This is a genomic window from Enterovibrio norvegicus FF-33, from assembly GCF_000286835.2.
Lineage (GTDB): Bacteria > Pseudomonadota > Gammaproteobacteria > Enterobacterales > Vibrionaceae > Enterovibrio > Enterovibrio norvegicus_A.
On sequence record NZ_AJYD02000038.1, the window covers coordinates 3,176,042 to 3,196,616 of the forward strand.

Below are 20,575 nucleotides of genomic sequence, written 5' to 3' on the forward strand. Positions count from 1 at the left end.
CAAGGCCGGTGATTCCTTTAAGCCAACCAGAAATACAATACAGTGAAAACTGGAAATGCGGCTGTCAGACTGTCAATTCTATCGAGTATCCCACCATGACCAGGAAGAATACTCCCGCTGTCTTTCACGCCAGCAACACGCTTGAACATGCTTTCAGCTAAATCGCCAAGTACGGAGGCAAACGAAGTCACCAGCGCAACGAGGCCAAGCATGGGAAGTGAAGAGAACGGAATTGAAAAATATTGCGCTGCACCAATGGTGACAGCAACAGAAGCAATCAAACCACCAATGAGGCCTTCAACCGTTTTGTTAGGACTCACAGACGGTGCCATCTTGCGCTTACCGAAGCGCTTTCCTGCAAAGTAAGCCCCCGTATCTGCAGACCACACGAGCAAACACACGATTAATACCAGTTTGGCACCAAGATAAGGCTCAAGCTCATAGTCGTATGCTCGCAGTAACAGTACGCTCCATAAAAATGGTAGCAAGGTTAATACGCCAAAGCCTTGTTGCAGTGCAGCATTGTTAGCCCACCAACTCGCTCCTTTGGGATATTTCAATACCATGCCCGTTGCGAGTAGCCACCAAAGTGCACCCGCTAACGCAATTGCGCCACCATTAAACGAAGACATATCCAACCCGTTTCCTGTCACTGGCAACAAGAACGCAGAACCAAGAAGGACAATAGCAGGTAAAGCAAACGCTCCTACACGAGAAGACGATGCGACAAATTTAGTCCATTCCCAGTGACCAAGCAGGGTAACGCTGGCCACGGCAATAATGAAAAGTTGAAACGGCAAAAAAAAGATACCTGCGATAACTAATGGCGCTAACACAGAAGCCGTTAAGACACGTTGTTTCAGCAAACGAAACCCTCTATTTTTCTACTTGTAACATGGCCTTAACTTGCTCACCGGTGCAGCCAAAACGGCGCTCGCGGTTGATAAACCAAGCAATGGCTTCAGTAAGACTGGTCTCATCGAAGTCGGGCCAAAATTGTTCAGTAAAATACAGCTCTGCATAAGCTGCCTGCCACAACATAAAATTACTGATGCGACATTCTCCACTGGTTCGAATCATCAAGTCCACATCTGGCAAGCTCGATGTTGTCAAATGTGCTTGGATGTCAGCTTCTGTCAGTTGATCGGCTAGAATTTCTCCTCGCTCAACCTGACCAGCCAGCTTTTGTACCGATTGAAAAATATCCCATTGCCCGCCGTAATTGGCAGCAATGTTCAATGTTAGCCCTGAATTGCTTTCCGTCAGTGCTTCAGCTGCAGCAATCTTATCCTGCAATGACTTGCTGAATCGCGATGTATCGCCGATTACCTTGAGCCTTACGCCATTTTTATGAAGGCGTTTCACTTCACGTCCCAGAACCGTGACAAATAGCTCCATCAATAGGCTGACTTCTTCTTCTGGACGTCGCCAGTTTTCACTGCTGAATGCAAACAGGGTTAACACTTGAATGCCGAGGCTATTGGCAGTAGAAACCGTCTTTCGAACAGCATCAACACCGGCTTTGTGCCCAAACATTCGGGCTTTGCCTCGTGCTTTTGCCCAACGGCCATTCCCGTCCATAATGACGGCAATATGTTTTGGAAGCAGACTAGGATCTATCTCTAGATAGGAAGATTGGGAGCTCATCATTATCCTTCGCAATTAAAAAGCGCTGTACTGCTAGCACAGCGCTTTGGCAATGGAATCAGAGTGTAGCCGGAATTAGACTTCCATCAACTCTTTTTCTTTCGCTTCAAGAATCACGTCAATATCTTTAACGGCAGCATCTGTCAGCTTCTGAATATCGTCTTGACCGCGACGCTCGTCATCTTCTGAGATGTCTTTGTCTTTCAACAGGCCTTTAAGGTCACTGTTGGCGTCACGACGAATATTACGTACAGCCACACGGCCTTGTTCAGCTTCAGCGCGAACGATCTTAACCAGATCACGACGACGCTCTTCTGTCAACGGAGGCAATGGAACGCGGATAACCGCACCAGCTGACATTGGGTTTAAACCCAGGCTAGATGTCATGATTGCTTTTTCAACAGCTTGAATTACCGATCTATCAAAAACAGTAATCGCCAATGTACGTGCATCTTCAGCAACAATAGAAGCCAATTGCTTCAACGGTGTTGATGCGCCGTAATAGTCAACTGACAGACCATCAAGTAGTGCAGGATGCGCACGACCTGTACGGATTTTAGACAGAGTACTCTTCAGCGCTTCAACGCTTTTTTGCATGCGTTCTTTTGCATCTGCGTTAATTTCATTGATCACGAGATTATCCTTGAAGATTCTTTTTTCTAATTAGCGGATTATGCCACTAATTTTGATTAACCGTTATTAATTAGTGTGCCTTCTTGCTCACCCATCACAACTCGGCGCAAAGCACCTGGCTTATTCATGTTAAATACACGCATCGGCATCTTGTGATCACGTGCCAAAGTGAAGGCAGCTAAGTCCATCACTTTCAATTCTTTTTCTAGCACGTCTTGGTAAGTGAGGTGGCTGTAAAGCTCCGCATCTGGGTTTTTCGCTGGATCATCGGTAAATACACCATCAACCTTGGTGGCTTTGATCACGATGTCTGACTCGATTTCAATACCGCGCAAACACGCCGCTGAGTCAGTAGTGAAGAATGGATTACCGGTACCTGCAGAGAAAATTACCACGCGACCATTGCGAAGCTGACTAATAGCTTCAGCCCAGTTGTAGCTGTCACACACACCCTGCAGAGGGATTGCTGACATTACTCTTGCATTCACATAGGCACGGTGTAACGCATCACGCATCGCCAGACCGTTCATCACAGTGGCCAGCATACCCATGTGGTCACCCACAACCCGGTTCATACCTGCTTCGGCAAGACCTGCTCCACGGAATAGATTGCCACCGCCGATAACCAAGCCAACTTGGACACCTAGTTCAACCAGTTCTTTGATTTCTTGAGCCATACGGTCAAGCACAGCGGGATCGATACCGAACCCTTCCTTTCCTTGCAGCGCTTCGCCGCTCAATTTAAGCAAAATTCGTTGATAAGCTGGTTTTGGGTTTGTAGTCATTATCACTACCTTTAGGCACTTGCGTCTACGGATGGGATTGTAAAAAGACCGCAGGATTCTGCGGTCTTTTGGGTTCTGAAAAAGGATTAACCTTTTTGAACTGCAGCTACTTCATCTGCGAAGCTCATTTCTGGAGCTTTCTCGATACCTTCACCTACTTCTAGGCGAACGAAGTTAGAAACTGATGCGCCTTTCTCTTTCAAGAATTCGCCAACAGATTTCTTAGGTTCCATGATGAATGGTTGACCCGTTAGAGAAACTTCACCGGTGAATTTCTTCATGCGGCCAACAACCATTTTCTCAGCGATTTCTTGAGGCTTGCCTTCATTCATCGCGATTTCAACTTGGATTTGTTGTTCTTTCGCTACTACGTCAGCGGGTACGTCAGATGGGTTAACGTATTCTGGTTTAGAAGCAGCAACGTGCATAGCAACGTGCTTAAGAACTTCTGCGTCGCCTTCACCAGCAACAACAACACCAATACGCTCGCCGTGACGGTAAGAAGCGATTGATACGCCTTCAACGTAGTTAACACGACGGATAGAGATGTTTTCACCGATCTTAGTTACTAGAGCGATACGTGCATCTTCAAATTGCGCTTGCAGTTCTTCTACAGTCGCTTTAGAAGCTAGAGCCGCGTCTGCAACTTCGTTTGCAAATGCAGTGAAGCTGCTGTCTTTAGCAACGAAGTCAGTTTGGCAGTTAACTTCAACAAGAGCTGCAACACCGTCAGCATCTTTGATGATGATAGTGCCTTCGGCTGCGATGTTACCTGCTTTCTTAGCAGCTTTCGCAGCGCCACTTTTGCGCATGTTTTCGATTGCTAGTTCGATGTCGCCGTTGCTTTCAACAAGCGCCTTCTTACATTCCATCATACCTGCGGCAGTACGCTCACGCAGTTCTTTAACCAGGGCAGCGGTAACAGTTGCCATTGTTCAATCCTCGATTCGAAACTTTTGGGTAAAAATCAGGGGCCATATATTGGCCCCTGCTAACCTACTTAGCTTACAGTGCCGTTCATGACAGCCTGATGGCTAAGAACGCTCACAAGGAGCAATTGTATTACTCAGCGACTTCAACTAGCTCGTCTTCAGCTTGAGCTACGATGTCCTGGCTACGGCCTTCAGAGTAAGACTGAGCTGCAGCGTTCAGGTACAGTTGAACTGCACGGATTGCATCGTCGTTACCTGGGATAACCAAATCAACGCCATCCGGGTCAGAGTTGGTATCAACTACCGCGTACACTGGGATACCCAGGTTGTTTGCTTCTTTAATAGCAATGTGCTCGTGATCAGCATCGATAACGAACAGTGCGTCTGGAAGACCACCCATGTTTTTGATACCACCCAGAGATTTTTCAAGTTTCTCCATTTCGCGGGTACGCATCAGGGCTTCTTTCTTAGTCAGCTTCTCAAAAGTACCGTCAGTTGCTTGAACTTCTAGCTCTTTAAGGCGCTTGATTGACAGACGAACAGTTTTCCAGTTAGTCAACATACCGCCTAACCAGCGGTTGTTCACGAAGTACTGGTCACAGCTTTCTGCTGCTGTTTTAACAGATTCGCTAGCGGCACGCTTAGTACCAACGAAAAGTACTTTACCTTTACGCTCACCAACTTTAGTCAGTTCGCCAAGTACTTTGTTGAACATTGGTACAGTTTTTTCTAGGTTAATGATATGAACCTTGTTACGTGCACCAAAGATGAAAGGCTTCATCTTAGGGTTCCAGTAACGGGTTTGGTGACCAAAGTGAACACCAGCTTTAAGCATGTCGCGCATTGAAACAGTAGCCATTTAAAAATCCTCTCGGGGTTAGGCCTCCACATATCCCATACAGCCGACCCGCAAAGGGCACCCCGGCGCATGTGTCGATATGTGTGTGAGTTAAGTTAATTGTATTGTTGAAACCACCAACATAGAACCTGAAATTCAGATTAACCAAGAAGGCGCATTTCGGCGCGCTTTATACCATAAAAACGCCCCTCAAATCCAGTATAAAAAAACATCTCGTCTAACGAGTAAGGTTTCCACAAGGCGATGCGATTGATAATATGTAGCGATAGCATTCCATTCCTCCTTTGTTTTATCGAAGGGAGCTAACTGAGAGAAAGCAATGAGCGTCACTATAAAATCAGCTGAAGAAATCGAAAAAATGCGTGAGGCCGGCCGCCTTGCTGCTGACGTGCTAGAGATGATCGAACCGCATGTAAAAGCAGGCGTTACCACTGAAGAGTTGGACGACATTTGCCACAAATACATCACGGAAACGCAAAACGCGATCCCAGCACCGCTCAACTATCATGGCTTTCCTAAATCAATATGCACGTCCATAAACCATGTGGTATGTCATGGTATCCCGACACCATCAGATGTGTTGAAAGATGGCGACATCATCAACATTGATATCACGGTTATCAAAGATGGTTATCATGGCGACACTTCAAAGATGTTTTTGGTCGGTGACGTCACCGCTGAAGACAAAGCTCTGTGTCACGTTGCTCAAGAAAGCCTCTACCAAGCGCTGAAGAAAGTTAAGCCGGGCGCAAGAATTGGTGACCTTGGCACTGAAATTCAGAAATTCATCAAAAACCGTCCTAAGCGTTACTCTATCGTTAAAGATTACTGTGGCCATGGTATTGGCGCCGAATTTCATGAAGAGCCGCAGGTCGTTCACTACAAGAACAGCGATCGCACAGTGATTAAGGCTGGGATGTGCTTCACTATCGAGCCAATGATTAACGCCGGAAAATTCAACACTGAATTGGACGACAATGATGGCTGGACTGTCTATACCGCCGATAAGAAAAAATCGGCACAATGGGAACACACCATTTTGGTCACGGATACCGGATGTGAAATTCTCACTCTGCGCAGTGACGAAAAACTGCCACGCATTTTGAATAACGCATAAGCTTCAAAAATGTCGGCCTAAGCGCCGACTTTTTTATTTTGGCAAGATTCAAGGAAGATAATGAACGACGTGTTGTGCGAACCATCAGACCTGACAGCGGAGCAACTCAACCTCGCTGAACTTAAAAACCAATTGGTACTTTTCGGTGAAGACCAAAAAAACACGTTTTTGAATCGCGGGTCGGTGAACGATTTGGTTTATCAGCGCTCGGATTATTTTGACGCCTTGCTGTCACGCCTTTGGCAACACTACAACTTTGACCATCATCCAAACCTTTCCCTTATCGCCGTTGGCGGGTATGGGCGCCGAGAGCTTCACCCCCTATCGGACATTGATTTGTTGGTCTTAAGTGAAGGGGGGCTTGATAAAGATTATCAAGGTCGCATTAGCGAATTTATCACCTTGCTTTGGGATCTCAAGCTCGAAGTCGGCCATGCCGTGCGAACACTCAAAGAATGTATCGACGTCGGTTTGGATGATCTGACGGTTGCCACCAACCTTCAAGAAGCGCGTCTACTTTGTGGCAGCGAACGTATTTATCACGAACTGAAAACCCAGATCCATTCCGAACACTTTTGGCCAAGTGCGAAATTCTTCAATGCGAAAGTGATGGAGCAAAAACAGCGTCATGCTCGTTATCATGATACGGCTTATAACCTCGAACCTGATATCAAATCCAGTCCGGGTGGACTTCGTGACATCCACACACTAAGTTGGATTGCTCGCCGTCATTTCGGCGCCACCAGTCTACGTGAAATGAGCAAATACGGCTTTCTGACTGATGCTGAATTTCGTGAGCTTGACGAGTGTCAAACCATGCTCTGGCGCATTCGCTTTGCCCTTCACCTTGAGCTACGACGTTACGATAACCGCCTCACGTTTTCTCACCAACCCTCAGTGGCCGAAACACTGGGTTATCAAGGCGACGGCAACCGGGGTATTGAACTCATGATGAAGGACTTCTACCGCACACTGGGAAGAGTGTCTGAACTCAATAAAATGCTAATCCGCTTATTCGAAATAGCGATAGAAGACGAACCTAACAGCAAAAAAATAGAAATATTAAGTGATGACTTTCAGCGTCGAGGCCGCCAAATTGAAGCGCGGAAACCCGCCCTGTTTCAAGCTCGACCAGAGAGCATCATGGATATGTTCCTGCACATTGCGAATGACAAATCCATCGAGTCGATTTCCGCACCGACGCTTCGCCAACTTCGTACCGCACGTCGTCGTCTGAATCGCTTTTTGTGTGACATCCCAGAAGCCAAAGAAAAATTTATTGAGCTGACCCGTCATACCAATGCCCTGCACAAAGCTTTCCCACTCATGCATAAACATGGGGTGTTGTCTGCTTACCTACCGCAATGGAGTCAAATTGTCGGTCAGATGCAATTTGACCTGTTCCACGCCTATACCGTGGACGAGCACACGGTTCGCCTGTTAAAGCACATCAACGGATACAGCCAAGACGAGAACCGCGACAAGCACCCTATTTGTTGTGATGTATATAATCGCTTGGCAAAACCGGAGCTTTTGTTACTTGCCGCCATTTTTCATGACATAGGCAAAGGCCGCGGCGGCGACCATTCTGTTATAGGTGCAGAAGAAGCGTATGGCTTCTGTATTGAACACGGTTTTTCACGCCCAGAAGCCAATTTAGTGAGCTGGTTAGTGGGGAATCACCTTCTCATGTCAGTGACGGCTCAACGCCGTGATATCTATGACCCAGAAGTCATCACAGAATTTGCGCAAAAAGTACGGGATGAAGAGCGACTCGATTACCTAATCTGCCTTACCGTGGCGGACATTAACGCCACCAATCCAGAGCTTTGGAATAGTTGGAAGCGTACCCTGCTGGCCGAACTTTACTATTCAACGCAAAAAGCGCTGCGCCGCGGATTAGAAAACCCGCCAGATGTGCGTGAACGCATCCGTCACAATCAACATCTCGCGTCTGCACTGCTACGTAAACACGGTCACACGCCACGAGAGATTGAGCTGTTGTGGCAGCGTTTCAAAGCCGATTATTTTCTACGCCATACTCACAAGCAAATCGCTTGGCACAGTGAACATATTTTGCATCACCATAGCAATGAACCATTGGTACTGGTAAGCAAAAACGCCACCCGCGGCGGCACCGAGATTTTTGTGTATAGCGAAGATAGACCCAGCCTTTTTGCACGAGTAGTGGCATCGCTAGATAAGAAAAACCTTAGTGTCCATGACGCACAAATCATGACCAGTAAAGATGGCTTCGCGCTCGATACTTTTATGGTACTCGACGCTAACAACGACGCGATTTCTGCAGATCGTCACGAAAAAATTCGCGAAGGCGTCACGCTTGCATTAATGCAAGACGGTGCGATTACTATTCCGGTGCGTCGCGCACCGCGCAAACTGATGGCATTCAATGTAAAAACCCAAGTGACCTTCTTGCCGACTCGCACAGGTAGACGCACCTTACTTGAATTGGTTGCTTTAGATATGCCTGGATTACTCGCTCGTGTCGGTGCGGTATTTGCTCGCCAAAAGGTGTCATTGCAAGCGGCCAAAATCACTACGATTGGCGAACGTGCAGAGGATTTCTTCATCGTCACTGATGGTGAAAGACAAGCATTGACCGAAGAAACACAGCAGGCATTAAGAGAAGCCTTATTTGATGCGCTGAGTGATGTGAGTTAAGCGCACATGAAACTGGATTTATTCTCATATTCAGCATTTTAGGCGATCTCGACCACAAGTCTCAGACATTGATCATTCCTGCTATTGGGTGTACCTAAACGCTGCTGCTAAAGTGGTATGAATCGAGCAAAAAAATTCATGTTCAGTGTGTACGTAAAGAGGCAGTTATGTATCAGAATCTAAAGAATATCGGTATCGAACATCCAGAAAACATCGAGCGCTATACCCTCCGTCAGGAGGCGAACTCAGACACACTGAAGATCTACTTTCATAAAACGAAAGGCGAACTTTTTGCCAAAAGCGTCAAATTTAAATACCCACGCCAGCGTAAGAATGTGGTCGTAGACAGCGGCAGCGGTCGCTTCCGTGAAGTCACCGAGATCAACCGCAGCTTATCTCTGGTGGTTGATGAGCTAGATAAAATCGTCAGAAAAGAACAAGGCGAACAAGATGTGAAGAAGAAAATCCTGCGAGACCTTCGCCACTTAGAGAAAGTCGTTGCAAGCAAGATCGCAGAGATCGAATCAGATCTAGAGAAGCTGTAGACGTTTCGAGTTTCGCGCAAGATACCTAGAAAAAACCGCCATTTCAGGCGGTTTTTAGGTTTAACAACCATGCGTTAGTTTCTTTTTAAAGTCTATTGCCTAACCCCAAACCTTCTAGCACTCTGCGCCAAACCGGATCGATCGACGCTTCAATGACAATGTCTTCGCCCGTCACTGGATGTTCAAACTGCGTGCGTGATGCATGAAGCAGGAGTTGATGGCACTCAAATTCGTCACGGAACAATCTGTTGTGCCTGCCATCACCATGATTCACGTCACCAACGATATGGTGGCTCAAGTGATGCATATGACGACGAAGTTGATGTTTGCGTCCTGTGTGTGGCTTCATTTCCACCAAGGTATAGCGACAACTTTGGTAACGTCCCATCGCAATCGGTAACTCCGCGTGTGCAATGGGCTGATATTCAGTAATCGCTTCTTTCGCTTCTGGTTCTTTTGTTGCTTTTTTATCGGCGATTTTATCCAACTCTTCTTTGAGTGGATAATCCAGGGTTGCCCCTTCTTGTATCCAACCACGCACAATCGCATGGTACGTTTTGTGAATATCACGACCGGCAAATTTTGGCATCATTTGCGACGCCATCTCAGAAGACAAAGCAAACAAAAGCACCCCCGATGTCGGTCGATCTAATCGATGGAGTGGATAAACATGTTGCCCAATTTGATCGCGAAGGGTTTGCATCACAAACCGGGTTTCGCCTTTGTCCAACCAAGAGCGATGCACAAGCATCCCTGAAGGTTTATTCACGGCAATCAGCCATTCATCACGGTAGATAATTTCAAGTTCAATTTGCATAAATGATCACTGCGAAGAAAGAGAAAAAAGGGCATCAATATCGATGGACACGCGCGTAATTTCCTCGTGACCTTGCGCACCTTGAAGTGCCTCTTCTACATAAGGAGAGATAGAAAACGAAACGGGAAGTGGATGCATATGCTCAATAAAAAACTGCATTTTAGGAATGAAAATCCATTGTAACCACTCGGTACATGTCAGGGTATCAATCGCAAACGGCTCCGTGCTCGCCAACGCTTCGACAGAGGGAGAAGCAACTTGCCAGTGGCCATTGCGCTCAAGTTCTCGCTGCAACTGTGCGAGTAGCACCTCAACGTCTTGGTGTTTACTCATAAAATTGCCCTCTTCTTTGGCAACATGGGTTGAAATTTCAATATCGCGCAAGCATATCATCATTCATCACATGCAGTGAAAAGGCCGATAGCCATTCCCACCAACATTCAGGCAGGGATGGATAATGAACGCCTTTCGCTCTCCGCCAACGACGGCCAGGTTATTTAGAAGTTATCATGGAAAATACGCTTTCTCTCAACGCCATTTTCAGTCAGGCAAACTGTGAATTTTTGGCTTTTGACCTTAGCCGACGCGTTACTGAAATCAGTAACAAAGACTTCACTGCCATTGAAGAAAATCGCGTTGCGTACCCGTTTCCTGCTCAGCAGCATGCGCACATGGGTATCGCATTCTGGCAACCCAATCAAACACCTTGGATTTGGTTTTTGAAAATGCCACTAGATGAACGAGGACTCCTGCAACAAGCCGCACTGGGCAATTTTATCCAGTATGTTGCGCAAGCAATGGGCGCGAGTTTCGATAAAACGCTGACAGAAGAAGAGCAAGAAAAACTGGCGGCCAATCCCTACACGTTCAAGCCACAAGATGACAAGAAAGCGATGTTCCATGCTTTCTTAACGGACAAGTTACAACAGCCTGCTAGCCAATATTATGATCATGCCCAGCACTATATGTCAGGCGAGTTAGGATGGGATAAATGGCAAGGCGTTGGCTTGCAAGGGCTTGCTGATCTTAGCGTGAGAATGGAACGCCATAACAACGCGACGCGCATTCGCAAAGCCATGAGCAATATGCCAGACACACCTAAATACGCCCTGCTTGGCTGTTTAGAACATTGTGATATTCCTGACGCATTGGCTGAAAGGATTGAAGAATGCATGGATACGATTTTGGCTGCTGGCAACGCCGATCTGTTTCTGCTTGCCGCGCATGTTCGAGCGTTAGCGGGGGCCTCTCCAGAAAAATGTCAATCGGTCATTGAGCGCATGCTTGCCATCCCCGCGCTGCGACACCGCGAGATGTTAATCGCTATTGCTGGGCGATGCTGGCAGTCTCTGGCCAACGATACTTTGTTAGACGCCTTCCTTATTGCCGTAGCAGAACAAAGCGATCAGGCTTTTTTCCAACAAATGGTTGCTGATCTCGTCATGATCCCATCACTTCGTCCTCAAGTACTGGCTTTATTGCACGGCAGTGCGTCAACTGAGCTAATGAATGCGGTTCAACACTTGCAAGAACACGTCAAGGCATCATCATGATTGCAGATTTATTTTGGATCATCCTTATCGCGGTTGTTGCTAGTCTCTTCTGGCAGCAACGCCGTCAAAGCGAACTAGCAAAGCAATATATCCAACGTCGATGTCAGCAAATTAACGTGCAACTGCTGTCCATTGCGCGCGGCAACCATACGTTCGGCTGGCCTAAAGGCCCACTAAATGTACAAACTCGATACTATTTCGAATTTTCGGTTAATGGATTGGATTGCTATCAAGGCTATGCGGTAATGCAAGGAATGCGCTTGCAGGAAGTGTACATGCCTGCCTATCCAATGGTTGAAGAGTAAATTGATAGTTTGAGTTTCGAGAGAGCTTTGCCACTACACGTGAAAAATCAAGCTCTCGCTTTTTCCTTCTCATATATCGCAACTGCTTTACTTTTTACTCTTCTAAAACAAGAACGGGCACGACTTTCGTCGTGCCCTGAGGTCTTACTTGCAGCTATCCTGCTACGAATGTGCTCCCTGCATCATTCCATGATCAGTGGCCGAATCCTTCAGCTCAATCCTTATCTCTCCGTCCTGGAGGTGTCCTTCGGTCTTACCTTGACCCGTCGAGTCATCCTGTCTCGATTCTCGTCCTCATCCTGAGGGTGTCCTTAACTTCATCCTGAAGTGATTCCTTAAGCCCCCATCCTGGGTTGTCCTAAGTGTCTTCCTGACCAGTAAATATCCTATCTACTGCTACGGTTCCATCCGTGTCCCTAATGCCGCATTCCTTGCTAGTAACACAATCCTTGCGTTACCTGCTCATCCTGAGCTTACCAAGTCCGTGGTGTTAGTTCCTGTTCCGTATGTCAGCATCCTTCCGACACCGCAAAGATTACGCGAACTTCATTTCAAAACAACCAACCCCAAGGTGATTGAACTCACACTTTACAACAGGCAAAACGGTAAAACGGTTAAGTACATGTTTTTTAACACATTTAAATTTCACTCACTTCCTATATCAACACTAAAAACAGTAGAATCCCACGCGTTTGTAAGAGATATCTCACAAGGTTGTGAGCGTTCACCACAGGATCAACATGCTGAGTTTTCAGGTGTAGTAGAGCCCAATCAGTTTATCTATCCGAGTTGTTGCTAATTTGTAGGTAACTTGAATGGTTTTGAGTGGTTTCACCACAAGAAGTAGCGTGAAGCTTTTAGAATAAACGAAGAAGAAAGTTGGGGATGAAAGTCACAGTGAAGAAAAGCCAATTGCCATAAACAAGAACGGGCACGACTTTCGTCGTGCCCTGAGGTCTTACTTGCAGCTATCCTGCTACGAATGTGCTCCCTGCATCATTCCATGATCAGTGGCCGAATCCTTCAGCTCAATCCTTATCTCTCCGTCCTGGAGGTGTCCTTCGGTCTTACCTTGACCCGTCGAGTCATCCTGTCTCGATTCTCGTCCTCATCCTGAGGGTGTCCTTAACTTCATCCTGAAGTGATTCCTTAAGCCCCCATCCTGGGTTGTCCTAAGTGTCTTCCTGACCAGTAAATATCCTATCTACTGCTACGGTTCCATCCGTGTCCCTAATGCCGCATTCCTTGCTAGTAACACAATCCTTGCGTTACCTGCTCATCCTGAGCTTACCAAGTCCGTGGTGTTAGTTCCTGTTCCGTGTGTCAGTATCCTTCCGACACCGCAAAGATTACGCGAATCAATTTTCTACACAAGCCATGATTAACTGATCGATCTCTCACTTTGAATTACTCGTCGACCAAGATTAATTAAGGCATTGATTTTAAACTAATTAATTAATCAACCTTAGAGATTAACATTGAAGAAAGCAGTATAATCTTACCCCTTTGTAAGAGATCTCTCACAAGCGGTAAGGACACCTTGCCAAACCAGCTTCTATACTTTCTGAACACTTTAAGGAGGGCATTGCCGATGGAAGTATTTGATCACAACTTAGCACACCTTTTTCTGCAGCTTGGCTTGCCCGAAGACGACGCTGCTATCCGGGACTTTATCAACAAGCATTCACTTTCTGACAGTGAAAGTTTGCCTGCGGCAGCGTTCTGGACAACCAGTCAACGTCAATTTTTAGAAGAAGCAAAATCACAAGACGCTGACTGGGTAGAACAAATTGATACCCTCGATACCTTATTGCGTAAGGCATAAACTTCCTGTATTCATCATTCCTAGTTACGCTGGTACATTCTTGATGGACAGTAAAGGTTTGATGGAAAGGAAAAACACCATGAGCACTGATTTCACTCCCGCATTGCAGCAAGCCATTGAGGCACTTTTGCGCGAAGGCAAAGAACCGACGGTTGCTTTAGTCAAAAGCCGCTTGAATCAATCCGTGCCTATGCCGCTGATCATCAGTGCGCTGCAGCGTTGGAAAAAAAACGGCAAAGTACCGAAGATAGAGATAATCGAGAAAGTAAACGATGCCGATGCAAGAATCGAAGCGTTGGAGGCTCAAGTGAGAGTGTTGACCCAACGACTTGATGCATTGGAACAACACAGCAAAAACAACAGTGAGAGCTAGCTCTTTAGGCGATTATTGAAAGTCCCACGACAAGTTAGACACTATTCGACATGTATCGCATTTGAAATGAAACACATCATGGAGGGGCTGCTCAAGCAACCAGTCACCTCCGCATTTTGGGCATTTTCTGCCCAGCTCAGACTCCGCACTTTTTCCGCCCACTCGATACTGATAATAATATGTCGGCACCTTGGTTAAATGCTCGATGCGACCTCTAATTTCCCAGCCCTTTCGAAACAGCAGACTATCCGCGTCCTGGATTTCAGCCAGTGCCGCATACTCCGCTTTAAACGCACCCGCCATCTGAATTTCATCACACGCCTGCCACTCAGTTTGCCATTTCACTTCCGCTTTATGATCGCCATTGAAGGTCGCAGGAAGGCGATATAAGGGAATAGGCAACAGTGTTTCACCACAGCGAAGCGGTGAACAAGTATGTACATACGTGGTGTAAAGCACCTGCCAAGAGCGATCTTCGTCTAGCGCACTTTCTTCAGAATTGATGTCACGCCCAAGTACTTTAAGCTTAGGCGACAATAAACCCGCATCAGACAGCTGACGAATTTTTAGTGCCACCTGTGGGCTGTGGTGTTTTGGATTGAGGCTGTCTTTTTCTGGGCACACTGCGCGAACATGAAACACCCCATCCCCCATGACCATCGGAAACTCTCGACCTAATACTTGCCCGTTGTAGCGCAAGGTATCCATCAGCCCATTGACCGCGCGATCAACCGCTGAAATCGTCGTGTCATCAAAACATTCGAATGTCAGTTCTACCACGTACATAATTGTTAAACCTCAGGCGTCAACAAGCTAAGAAAGGTAACGACATCGGGCGCAAGCACACTGCGCTCTTTGGTTCCGATTCGTTCTTTGATGACTTCGCCGCTTACATTGCAAATGGACACTAGGTCCAGCTCATCATCGGTCGAGGCGATGAACACGGTTGGGTTTTGCTTTAGGCGCTTTTGCATCAACAAGTGACCAAGCATATTTTCTTGCAGGCGCGGCAAGTCTTCGTCACTCCATACCTGAATAAGCTCAAGTGGCTGACCATTCAACGTTGCGGACATATCGCCACAATAAAGACCCGCATAAAAAGCCTTAATATCATCATGCAAACTAATTCCAATGCCGTCTTCAACATTGCTGAAATCTGCACGCTCATCGCGCTTAACAGGCTGCCAGATCACAACGTCATCGGTTTCTTGAACCACGCAAGGCGATATGAGCCCACGATAAGCATCGCTCTGTGGCTGAGAGCCATGTTGCGCATTCCAAGCATCGACAAAGCGCTCGCTAAACGACCAAAGCGCGTTAGTGACAGAGTGATTCATTAGCAAGATTCCTCAAGATTCAGTAAACTTTGCGCATTCTAATCGATCCGTGGCAAAACCGTATGAGCAAATATCAAGATGCAAAAGAACTTGCTGGCCTGACATTAGGACAGAAAACGGACTATCAGGAGCACTACGCCCCTGAACTGCTGCAACCCGTTCCGCGTAGCCTTAACCGCGATGACCTTAATTTGGGGGACTCGCTGCCTTTTACCGGCTACGACATTTGGACGCTCTACGAATTATCCTGGCTTAATGCTAAAGGACTGCCTCAGGTGGCCATCGGTGAAGTGCGTCTTTCCGCCACCAGCCCGAACCTGATTGAATCCAAGTCATTCAAACTCTATTTAAACAGCTTCAATCAAACCCGTTTTGAAAACTGGCAAAAAGTCGTGGATACACTGGCTAAAGATTTGTCGGCCTGTGCGGGTGAAGATGTCGATGTCACCATCTTACCTCTCGATGAATTCAGCAATACGCCCGTTGTCGCGCTTGGCGGTGAGAACATCGATGATCAAGATATTGAGATTACTGGCTATGCCTTTGACTCGAGCATCCTCGAAGATGCAGCTGAAGGACCTATCGTCAGCGAAACCCTTAACAGCGATCTATTGAAATCAAACTGTCTGATCACCAATCAGCCAGATTGGGGGTCAGTGCGCATTGCGTATAAAGGCCCGCGAATTAATCGCGAGAAACTACTGCGTTATATTGTGTCGTTCCGTCGTCATAATGAGTTTCATGAACAATGTGTCGAACGCATATTTACCGATCTCATGACGTACTGCCAGCCTGAGATGTTAACCGTCTATGCACGTTACACACGTCGTGGTGGTTTGGATATCAACCCATATCGTACTAACATGGGTAAAACGCCAAGCGAAAACAACCGACTCGCTCGTCAATAACCCTGAAGCAGGCTCAGTATCTCGTATCTGGGCCTGTATCTTCACTACCATAGACTCAGCCAATCATGCGATTTTTGACAACCGCACTGCTTTTCTTTTCGCTGCTAATGAGCGCTACAGTCAGCGCTAAGCTCAATTCAACGCCAATCCTGACGGAAGCAGATGCCTTGCTGCAAACCTCGCCAGAGCAAGCTTTGCAAGTGACTGAACGCTACCTCATGCAACGTCGATTATCTGACAGCACGAATCGCCCACACAGCAACAATGACGCAGATCGTTCTATTCGAACCCCGCTAAATACCGTGCACGCCCATTTGATCGCCGCAAAGGCGCATGGAGCGCTAGGCCATCGAGAGGCGGCGTGGGCAGAACTGGCAAAGGCAAAATCAGTCGCACAAAGCAACGAATTAAAGCGAGCCACTTTAGAAGTGACATTGGCCGAAACCTCGCTGTTGTATTCTCTCAACAATAACCCTGACGCCGCACAAGACCTTGTAAAGTCTCTGCTCGCCGAATTATCGCTACTCGATGACATGCAATCTTGCCGAATTGAGCGTTTGAGATTTGAAGCTTCGTTACTTAATGCCATCATTGTCACCACACAAGAAGACGAGCAACAGAGCATTGCGCAATTTAATGCTGCGCTCAAAGCGTTAGGTGAGACACCAGACTTAAAACACAAAGTGCGTTATCAAATCGCACTGGGTAATTATTTCCTCAGTATTAACTCTTACGAACGTGCATTATCGGAATTACTTAGCGCTTACTGGCAAGCCAGTGAAAATGATTTCGCGGTGCAAATCGCCAGTGCGAATATCTCGTTAACCAAACTGTATCAACAACAAGGCGTGCTTGATAAAGCACTTCAACATGCAAACCAAGCGGCGGAGTTCTACGAGCACTACGATTTGAAGCGCGGCTTATCCGAAACACAGACACTTCTCGCCGCGATTTATAGCCAACAAGGCCGCTATAACTTTGCATTGGTTCATTATTTCAATGCGTTAGAGCTTGAAACCATGCTCTCTCGCACCGTGAACATCGCCGACATCAACGTGGCTATCGCCAACACATACCTCAAATTACAGAGCTATCCGCAAGCTGAAGAGTACGTCAATAACGCCATAGAGATTGCTGAACATTCCTCGCTTATCGAGGAGCTTTCCCAAGCGCTTCTTGTAAAAGGTGAACAAGCATTTCTTACCCTACAGACTGACATCGCCATAGAGGCCCTCAAACAAGCACTAAGTCATGCTGAAACATTGAAAAACCGTCCTCTAATGCTTGAAAGCCTTGCGCGCTTATCACAGGCCTATGAGCAAAAAGACGACTTCGACAACGCACTGCACTTCCAACGTCATTATGATCGACTCAACAAGCGTGATGAGAAAAAACGCCAGATCCAAGAAGTTGAGTCGTTTAAGCACCGGCAGCGCGTTATTGAGCGTCAACTTCAGTTTGATGACATGCAGAAAAAGCATGCAGACGACACACAAACCATTGTTGAACAAAAGAAGATTAACCTATTTCTTTTGGGCAGCTTGAGCGTGTTGCTGCTCGTATTAGTGTTGAGAAACCGTGCGGCAGGCATGCGATTAGAGCAATTGCAGGAGCTTCGAAAAGAACTTTATACTCACCCGCGAAGTGGCTTACGTAACTTGCGAATGCTCAACGACAGATTGTCGAATTCACTCGCCAAAAGCAGTGCACATTTTGAGCAATGGTATTTAGGTGAAATGATCCATGAACCACTAAGCGATAAACTCAGCTTTGCCATGTTCGAAGTGCCGTTTCTAAAAGTGGTTTATCTGCAGCATGGCTACCACCAAGGTTTAGAGTTAGAACGAAAAATGGGAGATTACCTAAAATCACGTCTCCAGAAACCAGCACGTCTCTATCACTTTTCGGATGCCATGTTCATTTATATTGAGCCCAACGCCGAAACCCTGAATGCCCCCGAAAAATTGGCCACCAAAATTCAAATGTTGGTGGATGGCTTTGTCCAAGAATCTGGACTCAGTGACGTTGATAACCGTCTACGCGTTGGTATGGCCGACTACCCTTTCCTTCCTCGCGCCTTCACGTCAATCAACGACAAGGAGCTTATCGACATCCTGCTAATGGCAACCAGTGCCGCCCGTCAGGCCTGCAAAACCCAGCACTCTAGCCAATGGGTTCATATCAGCGCAATTGACTCAACTCCCGCCGCTTGTTTCGCGAATAACAACGTTCGCCAAGCCTGTTTAGATGGCATAAGTACGGGGTTGCTTAAGGTCAAAACTTCAGCACATGGCGAGATTAACTGGCAGACGGTTCACGAATCTGACAAAAACTAACGCCAATTTATTGATAAAGCAGGCAATAAACCGTTATAGCTAGGCGTTGCGCGTGAGCGCTTGTTATTTATCAGCCCCAATAGTCGGTGCAAGTGCGCTCTAGACGGGGGTTTGGAGATATAGTCGTATTTATGTCCAACTTCTCGTCAGATGAAGACGTCATTACACTGAAAGAAAAGTTGCAGCACTCTCAGCTGGTATTCCGGGATTTAGCACTTAAATCCCGGCGCGAAGCGACGATCTTAAAAAGGCTCATTTCACGCCTTATCGCCGCCTCTCAAGCGCATGAAGACCCACAGCTCAACGAGCGGTTGTCTCAGATACGACGTGATATTGACAGTCAGGATGATGTCAGTAGATTGATCCCTCAACTTGCATTGGTAGAGCGAATGGTCAACAGACATAATCAGGCAACGGAGAAAGCCAAAGACGCACTGGAATGCCAATTTCAGCAAAGTGGTGAAACGCTCAAGTGTTTGCCAGGCCTCCCTGCACAGTTAAAACGTGATCTCCGTAACTTACTGATTAACCCTGACAATCAACAACAAGATGGTCACCATAAAATTGTGGCACTGCTACAACTATACGAACGTGCACTCAAATTGCTGTCTCTGCCTTCAAATGGGCTTTCTGCCAAAGATCTTCTGAACATCGATCGCATCCACCAACTTTGTACTGAACTACAACATCTCATCACCGAACTCGATTTTGACGGTGAAGTGGGCGACAAACTGCTGGATATTAGAAGTCGACTTCTACTGACTCCGGATTCACAAACCCTGCTTGAGCTAACGCTTGAATCTGTCCAACTCATTCTTGATGGCACCCGAAACGAGCGTAAATCTTCACAAGTATTTTTGTCTCAGATCAACGAAGATTTATCGGTTCTTCAGCGTCACAATGGCCGCTCTATTGATAGCTCTCAAGCCATTTCATCACAACGAAGTTCACTCAATGATGAGCTCGCTTCATCTGTAGAAACGATTCAATCTCAGCTTAGAGAGGCTGAGTCTCTCGAAATTCTGCGCCCTAAAATATCTCAGGTATCAGTAAACCTTGAATCATTGGTCGCGCGTAACAGAGAACTTGAAGAACGCGAGCAGCAACTGCTAGAACAGCTTCAGCATAACGAGCAGAAACTGGATGCCTTGTATCAGCAAACCATGGACTACCGCCGTCGTCTGGGCGATCAAGAGCGTAAACTGCTGTTAGACCCGCTCACCAAGGTCTATAACCGAGCGGCTCTGGATGACCGCTTGGAGCACGAGTACCGCTGCTGGATTCGCTACGAAACACCATTTTGCCTTGCCATGATTGATATCGACCACTTTAAGAGTGTCAATGACCAGTACGGACATCTAGTGGGTGATAAAGTTCTCAAGGTTGTCGCACGAACCATTCATCAGTGTTTACGTGACACCGACTTTATCGCGCGATTTGGTGGCGAAGAGTTCGTGGTGTTGCTGCCCGATGCAGACGAAGAAACCCGAAAAACACTGCTTACTAAAGTACGTGAAACTGTCGCCAAACTGCCCTTTAAGTTCAAAGACAGCCGCTTGACGGTGACGGTTTCTATTGGTGCCAGTATGTTTAGAGAAAATGATAATACCGTCGAAGTGCTTGAGCGTGCTGACAATGCGCTATATAACGCTAAACACAACGGTCGCAACAAATTGGTGTGGGCATAATCCCCACTTTAACGATTTTTCGTTCCATTTAGCATCCCCTCAGCCAGCATTGGCGGCCCCTCATATCTCGATACATTTTTCTTTTATTGCACCAAACTGGCTAAACTTAATATCTATGTGTATGGTTAATTAACACACTGATTTTTATAGTATTGAAATTGTAACTCTTTGATTGAGTTGGTGTAAAAATACGCCGCTCAACGTTGTACAGTGTGTTTTCTTCGCACAGGAGG

Annotated in this window: 20 protein-coding genes; 10 read left to right on the plus strand and 10 right to left on the minus strand. The window is 46.7% G+C overall.

Annotated features, from left to right (window positions below; genetic code table 11):
• Positions 1-17: 17 nt before the first annotated feature.
• The 6 genes from A1OO_RS22160 to rpsB all read right to left on the minus strand — a co-directional run bounded on the left by A1OO_RS22160 (position 18) and on the right by rpsB (position 4,856).
• Positions 18-866 (minus strand): phosphatidate cytidylyltransferase, encoded by an 849-nt coding sequence (locus tag A1OO_RS22160; protein ID WP_017004466.1) that lies wholly within the window; start codon positions 864-866, stop codon positions 18-20.
• Between the two features lie 10 nt (positions 867-876).
• Positions 877-1,647: an isoprenyl transferase gene (locus A1OO_RS22165; RefSeq protein ID WP_017004467.1), complete on the minus strand. Its 771-nt coding sequence runs from the start codon at positions 1,645-1,647 to the stop codon at positions 877-879.
• 75 nt (positions 1,648-1,722) lie between these two features.
• Complete coding sequence (gene frr, locus A1OO_RS22170; protein ID WP_016958019.1) at positions 1,723-2,280, minus strand: ribosome recycling factor; 558 nt, start codon at positions 2,278-2,280, stop codon at positions 1,723-1,725.
• Positions 2,281-2,336: 56 nt separating this feature from the next.
• Positions 2,337-3,065: a UMP kinase gene (gene pyrH, locus A1OO_RS22175; RefSeq protein ID WP_016958018.1), complete on the minus strand. Its 729-nt coding sequence runs from the start codon at positions 3,063-3,065 to the stop codon at positions 2,337-2,339.
• A gap of 86 nt (positions 3,066-3,151) precedes the next feature.
• Entirely contained in the window at positions 3,152-3,997 is an 846-nt protein-coding gene (tsf, locus tag A1OO_RS22180) for a translation elongation factor Ts (protein ID WP_016958017.1), read from the minus strand.
• A gap of 130 nt (positions 3,998-4,127) precedes the next feature.
• Positions 4,128-4,856 carry a 30S ribosomal protein S2 gene (rpsB, locus tag A1OO_RS22185; protein WP_016958016.1) on the minus strand — a complete coding sequence of 243 codons (729 nt, stop codon included), beginning with the start codon at positions 4,854-4,856 and terminating at the stop codon, positions 4,128-4,130.
• Between the two features lie 319 nt (positions 4,857-5,175).
• Here rpsB and map point away from each other — a divergent pair, with 319 nt between their 5' ends.
• The 3 genes from map (at position 5,176) to A1OO_RS22200 (ending at position 9,200) form a co-directional block, all read left to right on the plus strand.
• A complete protein-coding gene (map, locus tag A1OO_RS22190) occupies positions 5,176-5,973 on the plus strand; it encodes a type I methionyl aminopeptidase (protein ID WP_016958014.1) in 798 nt (265 codons plus the stop codon).
• A 60-nt stretch (positions 5,974-6,033) separates the two neighbouring features.
• Complete coding sequence (glnD, locus tag A1OO_RS22195) at positions 6,034-8,655, plus strand: bifunctional uridylyltransferase/uridylyl-removing protein GlnD (protein WP_017004469.1); 2,622 nt, start codon at positions 6,034-6,036, stop codon at positions 8,653-8,655.
• A 167-nt stretch (positions 8,656-8,822) separates the two neighbouring features.
• The gene (locus tag A1OO_RS22200; RefSeq protein WP_016958012.1) at positions 8,823-9,200 is read left to right on the plus strand and encodes a DUF3461 family protein; all 378 of its coding nucleotides are present in this window, start codon (positions 8,823-8,825) and stop codon (positions 9,198-9,200) included.
• An 85-nt stretch (positions 9,201-9,285) separates the two neighbouring features.
• On the opposite strand, the gene truC is transcribed toward A1OO_RS22200, so the two are convergent.
• Positions 9,286-10,017, minus strand: coding sequence for a tRNA pseudouridine(65) synthase TruC (truC, locus tag A1OO_RS22205; RefSeq protein WP_016959418.1), 732 nt, complete (start codon positions 10,015-10,017; stop codon positions 9,286-9,288).
• 6 nt (positions 10,018-10,023) lie between these two features.
• Positions 10,024-10,350 carry a YqcC family protein gene (locus A1OO_RS23390; RefSeq protein ID WP_026023997.1) on the minus strand — a complete coding sequence of 109 codons (327 nt, stop codon included), beginning with the start codon at positions 10,348-10,350 and terminating at the stop codon, positions 10,024-10,026.
• A gap of 176 nt (positions 10,351-10,526) precedes the next feature.
• On the opposite strand from A1OO_RS23390, the gene A1OO_RS22215 reads away from it, so the two are divergent.
• From A1OO_RS22215 to A1OO_RS22230, 4 genes are all read left to right on the plus strand, one after another.
• Positions 10,527-11,570: a DUF3549 family protein gene (locus A1OO_RS22215; RefSeq protein WP_016959416.1), complete on the plus strand. Its 1,044-nt coding sequence runs from the start codon at positions 10,527-10,529 to the stop codon at positions 11,568-11,570.
• Entirely contained in the window at positions 11,567-11,875 is a 309-nt protein-coding gene (locus tag A1OO_RS22220) for a DUF3301 domain-containing protein (RefSeq protein ID WP_016959415.1), read from the plus strand. Before A1OO_RS22215 ends, A1OO_RS22220 begins: the two co-directional genes overlap by 4 nt.
• A gap of 1,591 nt (positions 11,876-13,466) precedes the next feature.
• The gene (locus A1OO_RS22225) at positions 13,467-13,700 is read left to right on the plus strand and encodes a DUF2789 family protein (protein ID WP_017004471.1); all 234 of its coding nucleotides are present in this window, start codon (positions 13,467-13,469) and stop codon (positions 13,698-13,700) included.
• Between the two features lie 79 nt (positions 13,701-13,779).
• On the plus strand, positions 13,780-14,073 hold the full coding sequence (locus A1OO_RS22230; protein ID WP_017004472.1) for a hypothetical protein: 294 nt from the start codon (positions 13,780-13,782) through the stop codon (positions 14,071-14,073).
• Positions 14,074-14,085: 12 nt separating this feature from the next.
• Here the strand turns inward: A1OO_RS22230 and A1OO_RS22235 are convergent, their stop codons facing one another.
• Together A1OO_RS22235 and syd are read right to left on the minus strand one after the other, a co-directional pair.
• Entirely contained in the window at positions 14,086-14,859 is a 774-nt protein-coding gene (locus A1OO_RS22235) for a Zn-ribbon-containing protein (RefSeq protein WP_016959411.1), read from the minus strand.
• 5 nt (positions 14,860-14,864) lie between these two features.
• Positions 14,865-15,410: a SecY-interacting protein gene (gene syd, locus A1OO_RS22240; protein ID WP_017004473.1), complete on the minus strand. Its 546-nt coding sequence runs from the start codon at positions 15,408-15,410 to the stop codon at positions 14,865-14,867.
• 62 nt (positions 15,411-15,472) lie between these two features.
• On the opposite strand from syd, the gene queF reads away from it, so the two are divergent.
• The 3 genes from queF (at position 15,473) to A1OO_RS22255 (ending at position 20,342) form a co-directional block, all read left to right on the plus strand.
• Positions 15,473-16,318, plus strand: coding sequence for an NADPH-dependent 7-cyano-7-deazaguanine reductase QueF (gene queF / locus A1OO_RS22245; RefSeq protein ID WP_017004474.1), 846 nt, complete (start codon positions 15,473-15,475; stop codon positions 16,316-16,318).
• A 65-nt stretch (positions 16,319-16,383) separates the two neighbouring features.
• On the plus strand, positions 16,384-18,654 hold the full coding sequence (locus tag A1OO_RS22250) for a GGDEF domain-containing protein (protein WP_017004475.1): 2,271 nt from the start codon (positions 16,384-16,386) through the stop codon (positions 18,652-18,654).
• 131 nt (positions 18,655-18,785) lie between these two features.
• Positions 18,786-20,342, plus strand: coding sequence for a GGDEF domain-containing protein (locus A1OO_RS22255; protein ID WP_016959405.1), 1,557 nt, complete (start codon positions 18,786-18,788; stop codon positions 20,340-20,342).
• The last annotated feature ends 233 nt before the right edge of the window (positions 20,343-20,575 follow it).

Bases quoted from the DNA above. Each gene is read 5' to 3' on its own strand.
- A1OO_RS22165 (WP_017004467.1), bottom strand. From the start codon at position 1,647: ATGAGCTCCCAATCTTCCTATCTAGAGATAGATCCTAGTCTGCTTCCA.
- pyrH (WP_016958018.1), bottom strand. From the start codon at position 3,065: ATGACTACAAACCCAAAACCAGCTTATCAACGAATTTTGCTTAAATTG.
- tsf (WP_016958017.1), bottom strand. From the start codon at position 3,997: ATGGCAACTGTTACCGCTGCCCTGGTTAAAGAACTGCGTGAGCGTACT.
- rpsB (WP_016958016.1), bottom strand. From the start codon at position 4,856: ATGGCTACTGTTTCAATGCGCGACATGCTTAAAGCTGGTGTTCACTTT.
- map (WP_016958014.1), top strand. From the start codon at position 5,176: ATGAGCGTCACTATAAAATCAGCTGAAGAAATCGAAAAAATGCGTGAG.
- glnD (WP_017004469.1), top strand. From the start codon at position 6,034: ATGAACGACGTGTTGTGCGAACCATCAGACCTGACAGCGGAGCAACTC.
- A1OO_RS22200 (WP_016958012.1), top strand. From the start codon at position 8,823: ATGTATCAGAATCTAAAGAATATCGGTATCGAACATCCAGAAAACATC.
- truC (WP_016959418.1), bottom strand. From the start codon at position 10,017: ATGCAAATTGAACTTGAAATTATCTACCGTGATGAATGGCTGATTGCC.
- A1OO_RS23390 (WP_026023997.1), bottom strand. From the start codon at position 10,350: ATGAGTAAACACCAAGACGTTGAGGTGCTACTCGCACAGTTGCAGCGA.
- A1OO_RS22215 (WP_016959416.1), top strand. From the start codon at position 10,527: ATGGAAAATACGCTTTCTCTCAACGCCATTTTCAGTCAGGCAAACTGT.
- A1OO_RS22220 (WP_016959415.1), top strand. From the start codon at position 11,567: ATGATTGCAGATTTATTTTGGATCATCCTTATCGCGGTTGTTGCTAGT.
- A1OO_RS22225 (WP_017004471.1), top strand. From the start codon at position 13,467: ATGGAAGTATTTGATCACAACTTAGCACACCTTTTTCTGCAGCTTGGC.
- A1OO_RS22230 (WP_017004472.1), top strand. From the start codon at position 13,780: ATGAGCACTGATTTCACTCCCGCATTGCAGCAAGCCATTGAGGCACTT.
- A1OO_RS22235 (WP_016959411.1), bottom strand. From the start codon at position 14,859: ATGTACGTGGTAGAACTGACATTCGAATGTTTTGATGACACGACGATT.
- syd (WP_017004473.1), bottom strand. From the start codon at position 15,410: ATGAATCACTCTGTCACTAACGCGCTTTGGTCGTTTAGCGAGCGCTTT.
- queF (WP_017004474.1), top strand. From the start codon at position 15,473: ATGAGCAAATATCAAGATGCAAAAGAACTTGCTGGCCTGACATTAGGA.
- A1OO_RS22250 (WP_017004475.1), top strand. From the start codon at position 16,384: ATGCGATTTTTGACAACCGCACTGCTTTTCTTTTCGCTGCTAATGAGC.
- A1OO_RS22255 (WP_016959405.1), top strand. From the start codon at position 18,786: ATGTCCAACTTCTCGTCAGATGAAGACGTCATTACACTGAAAGAAAAG.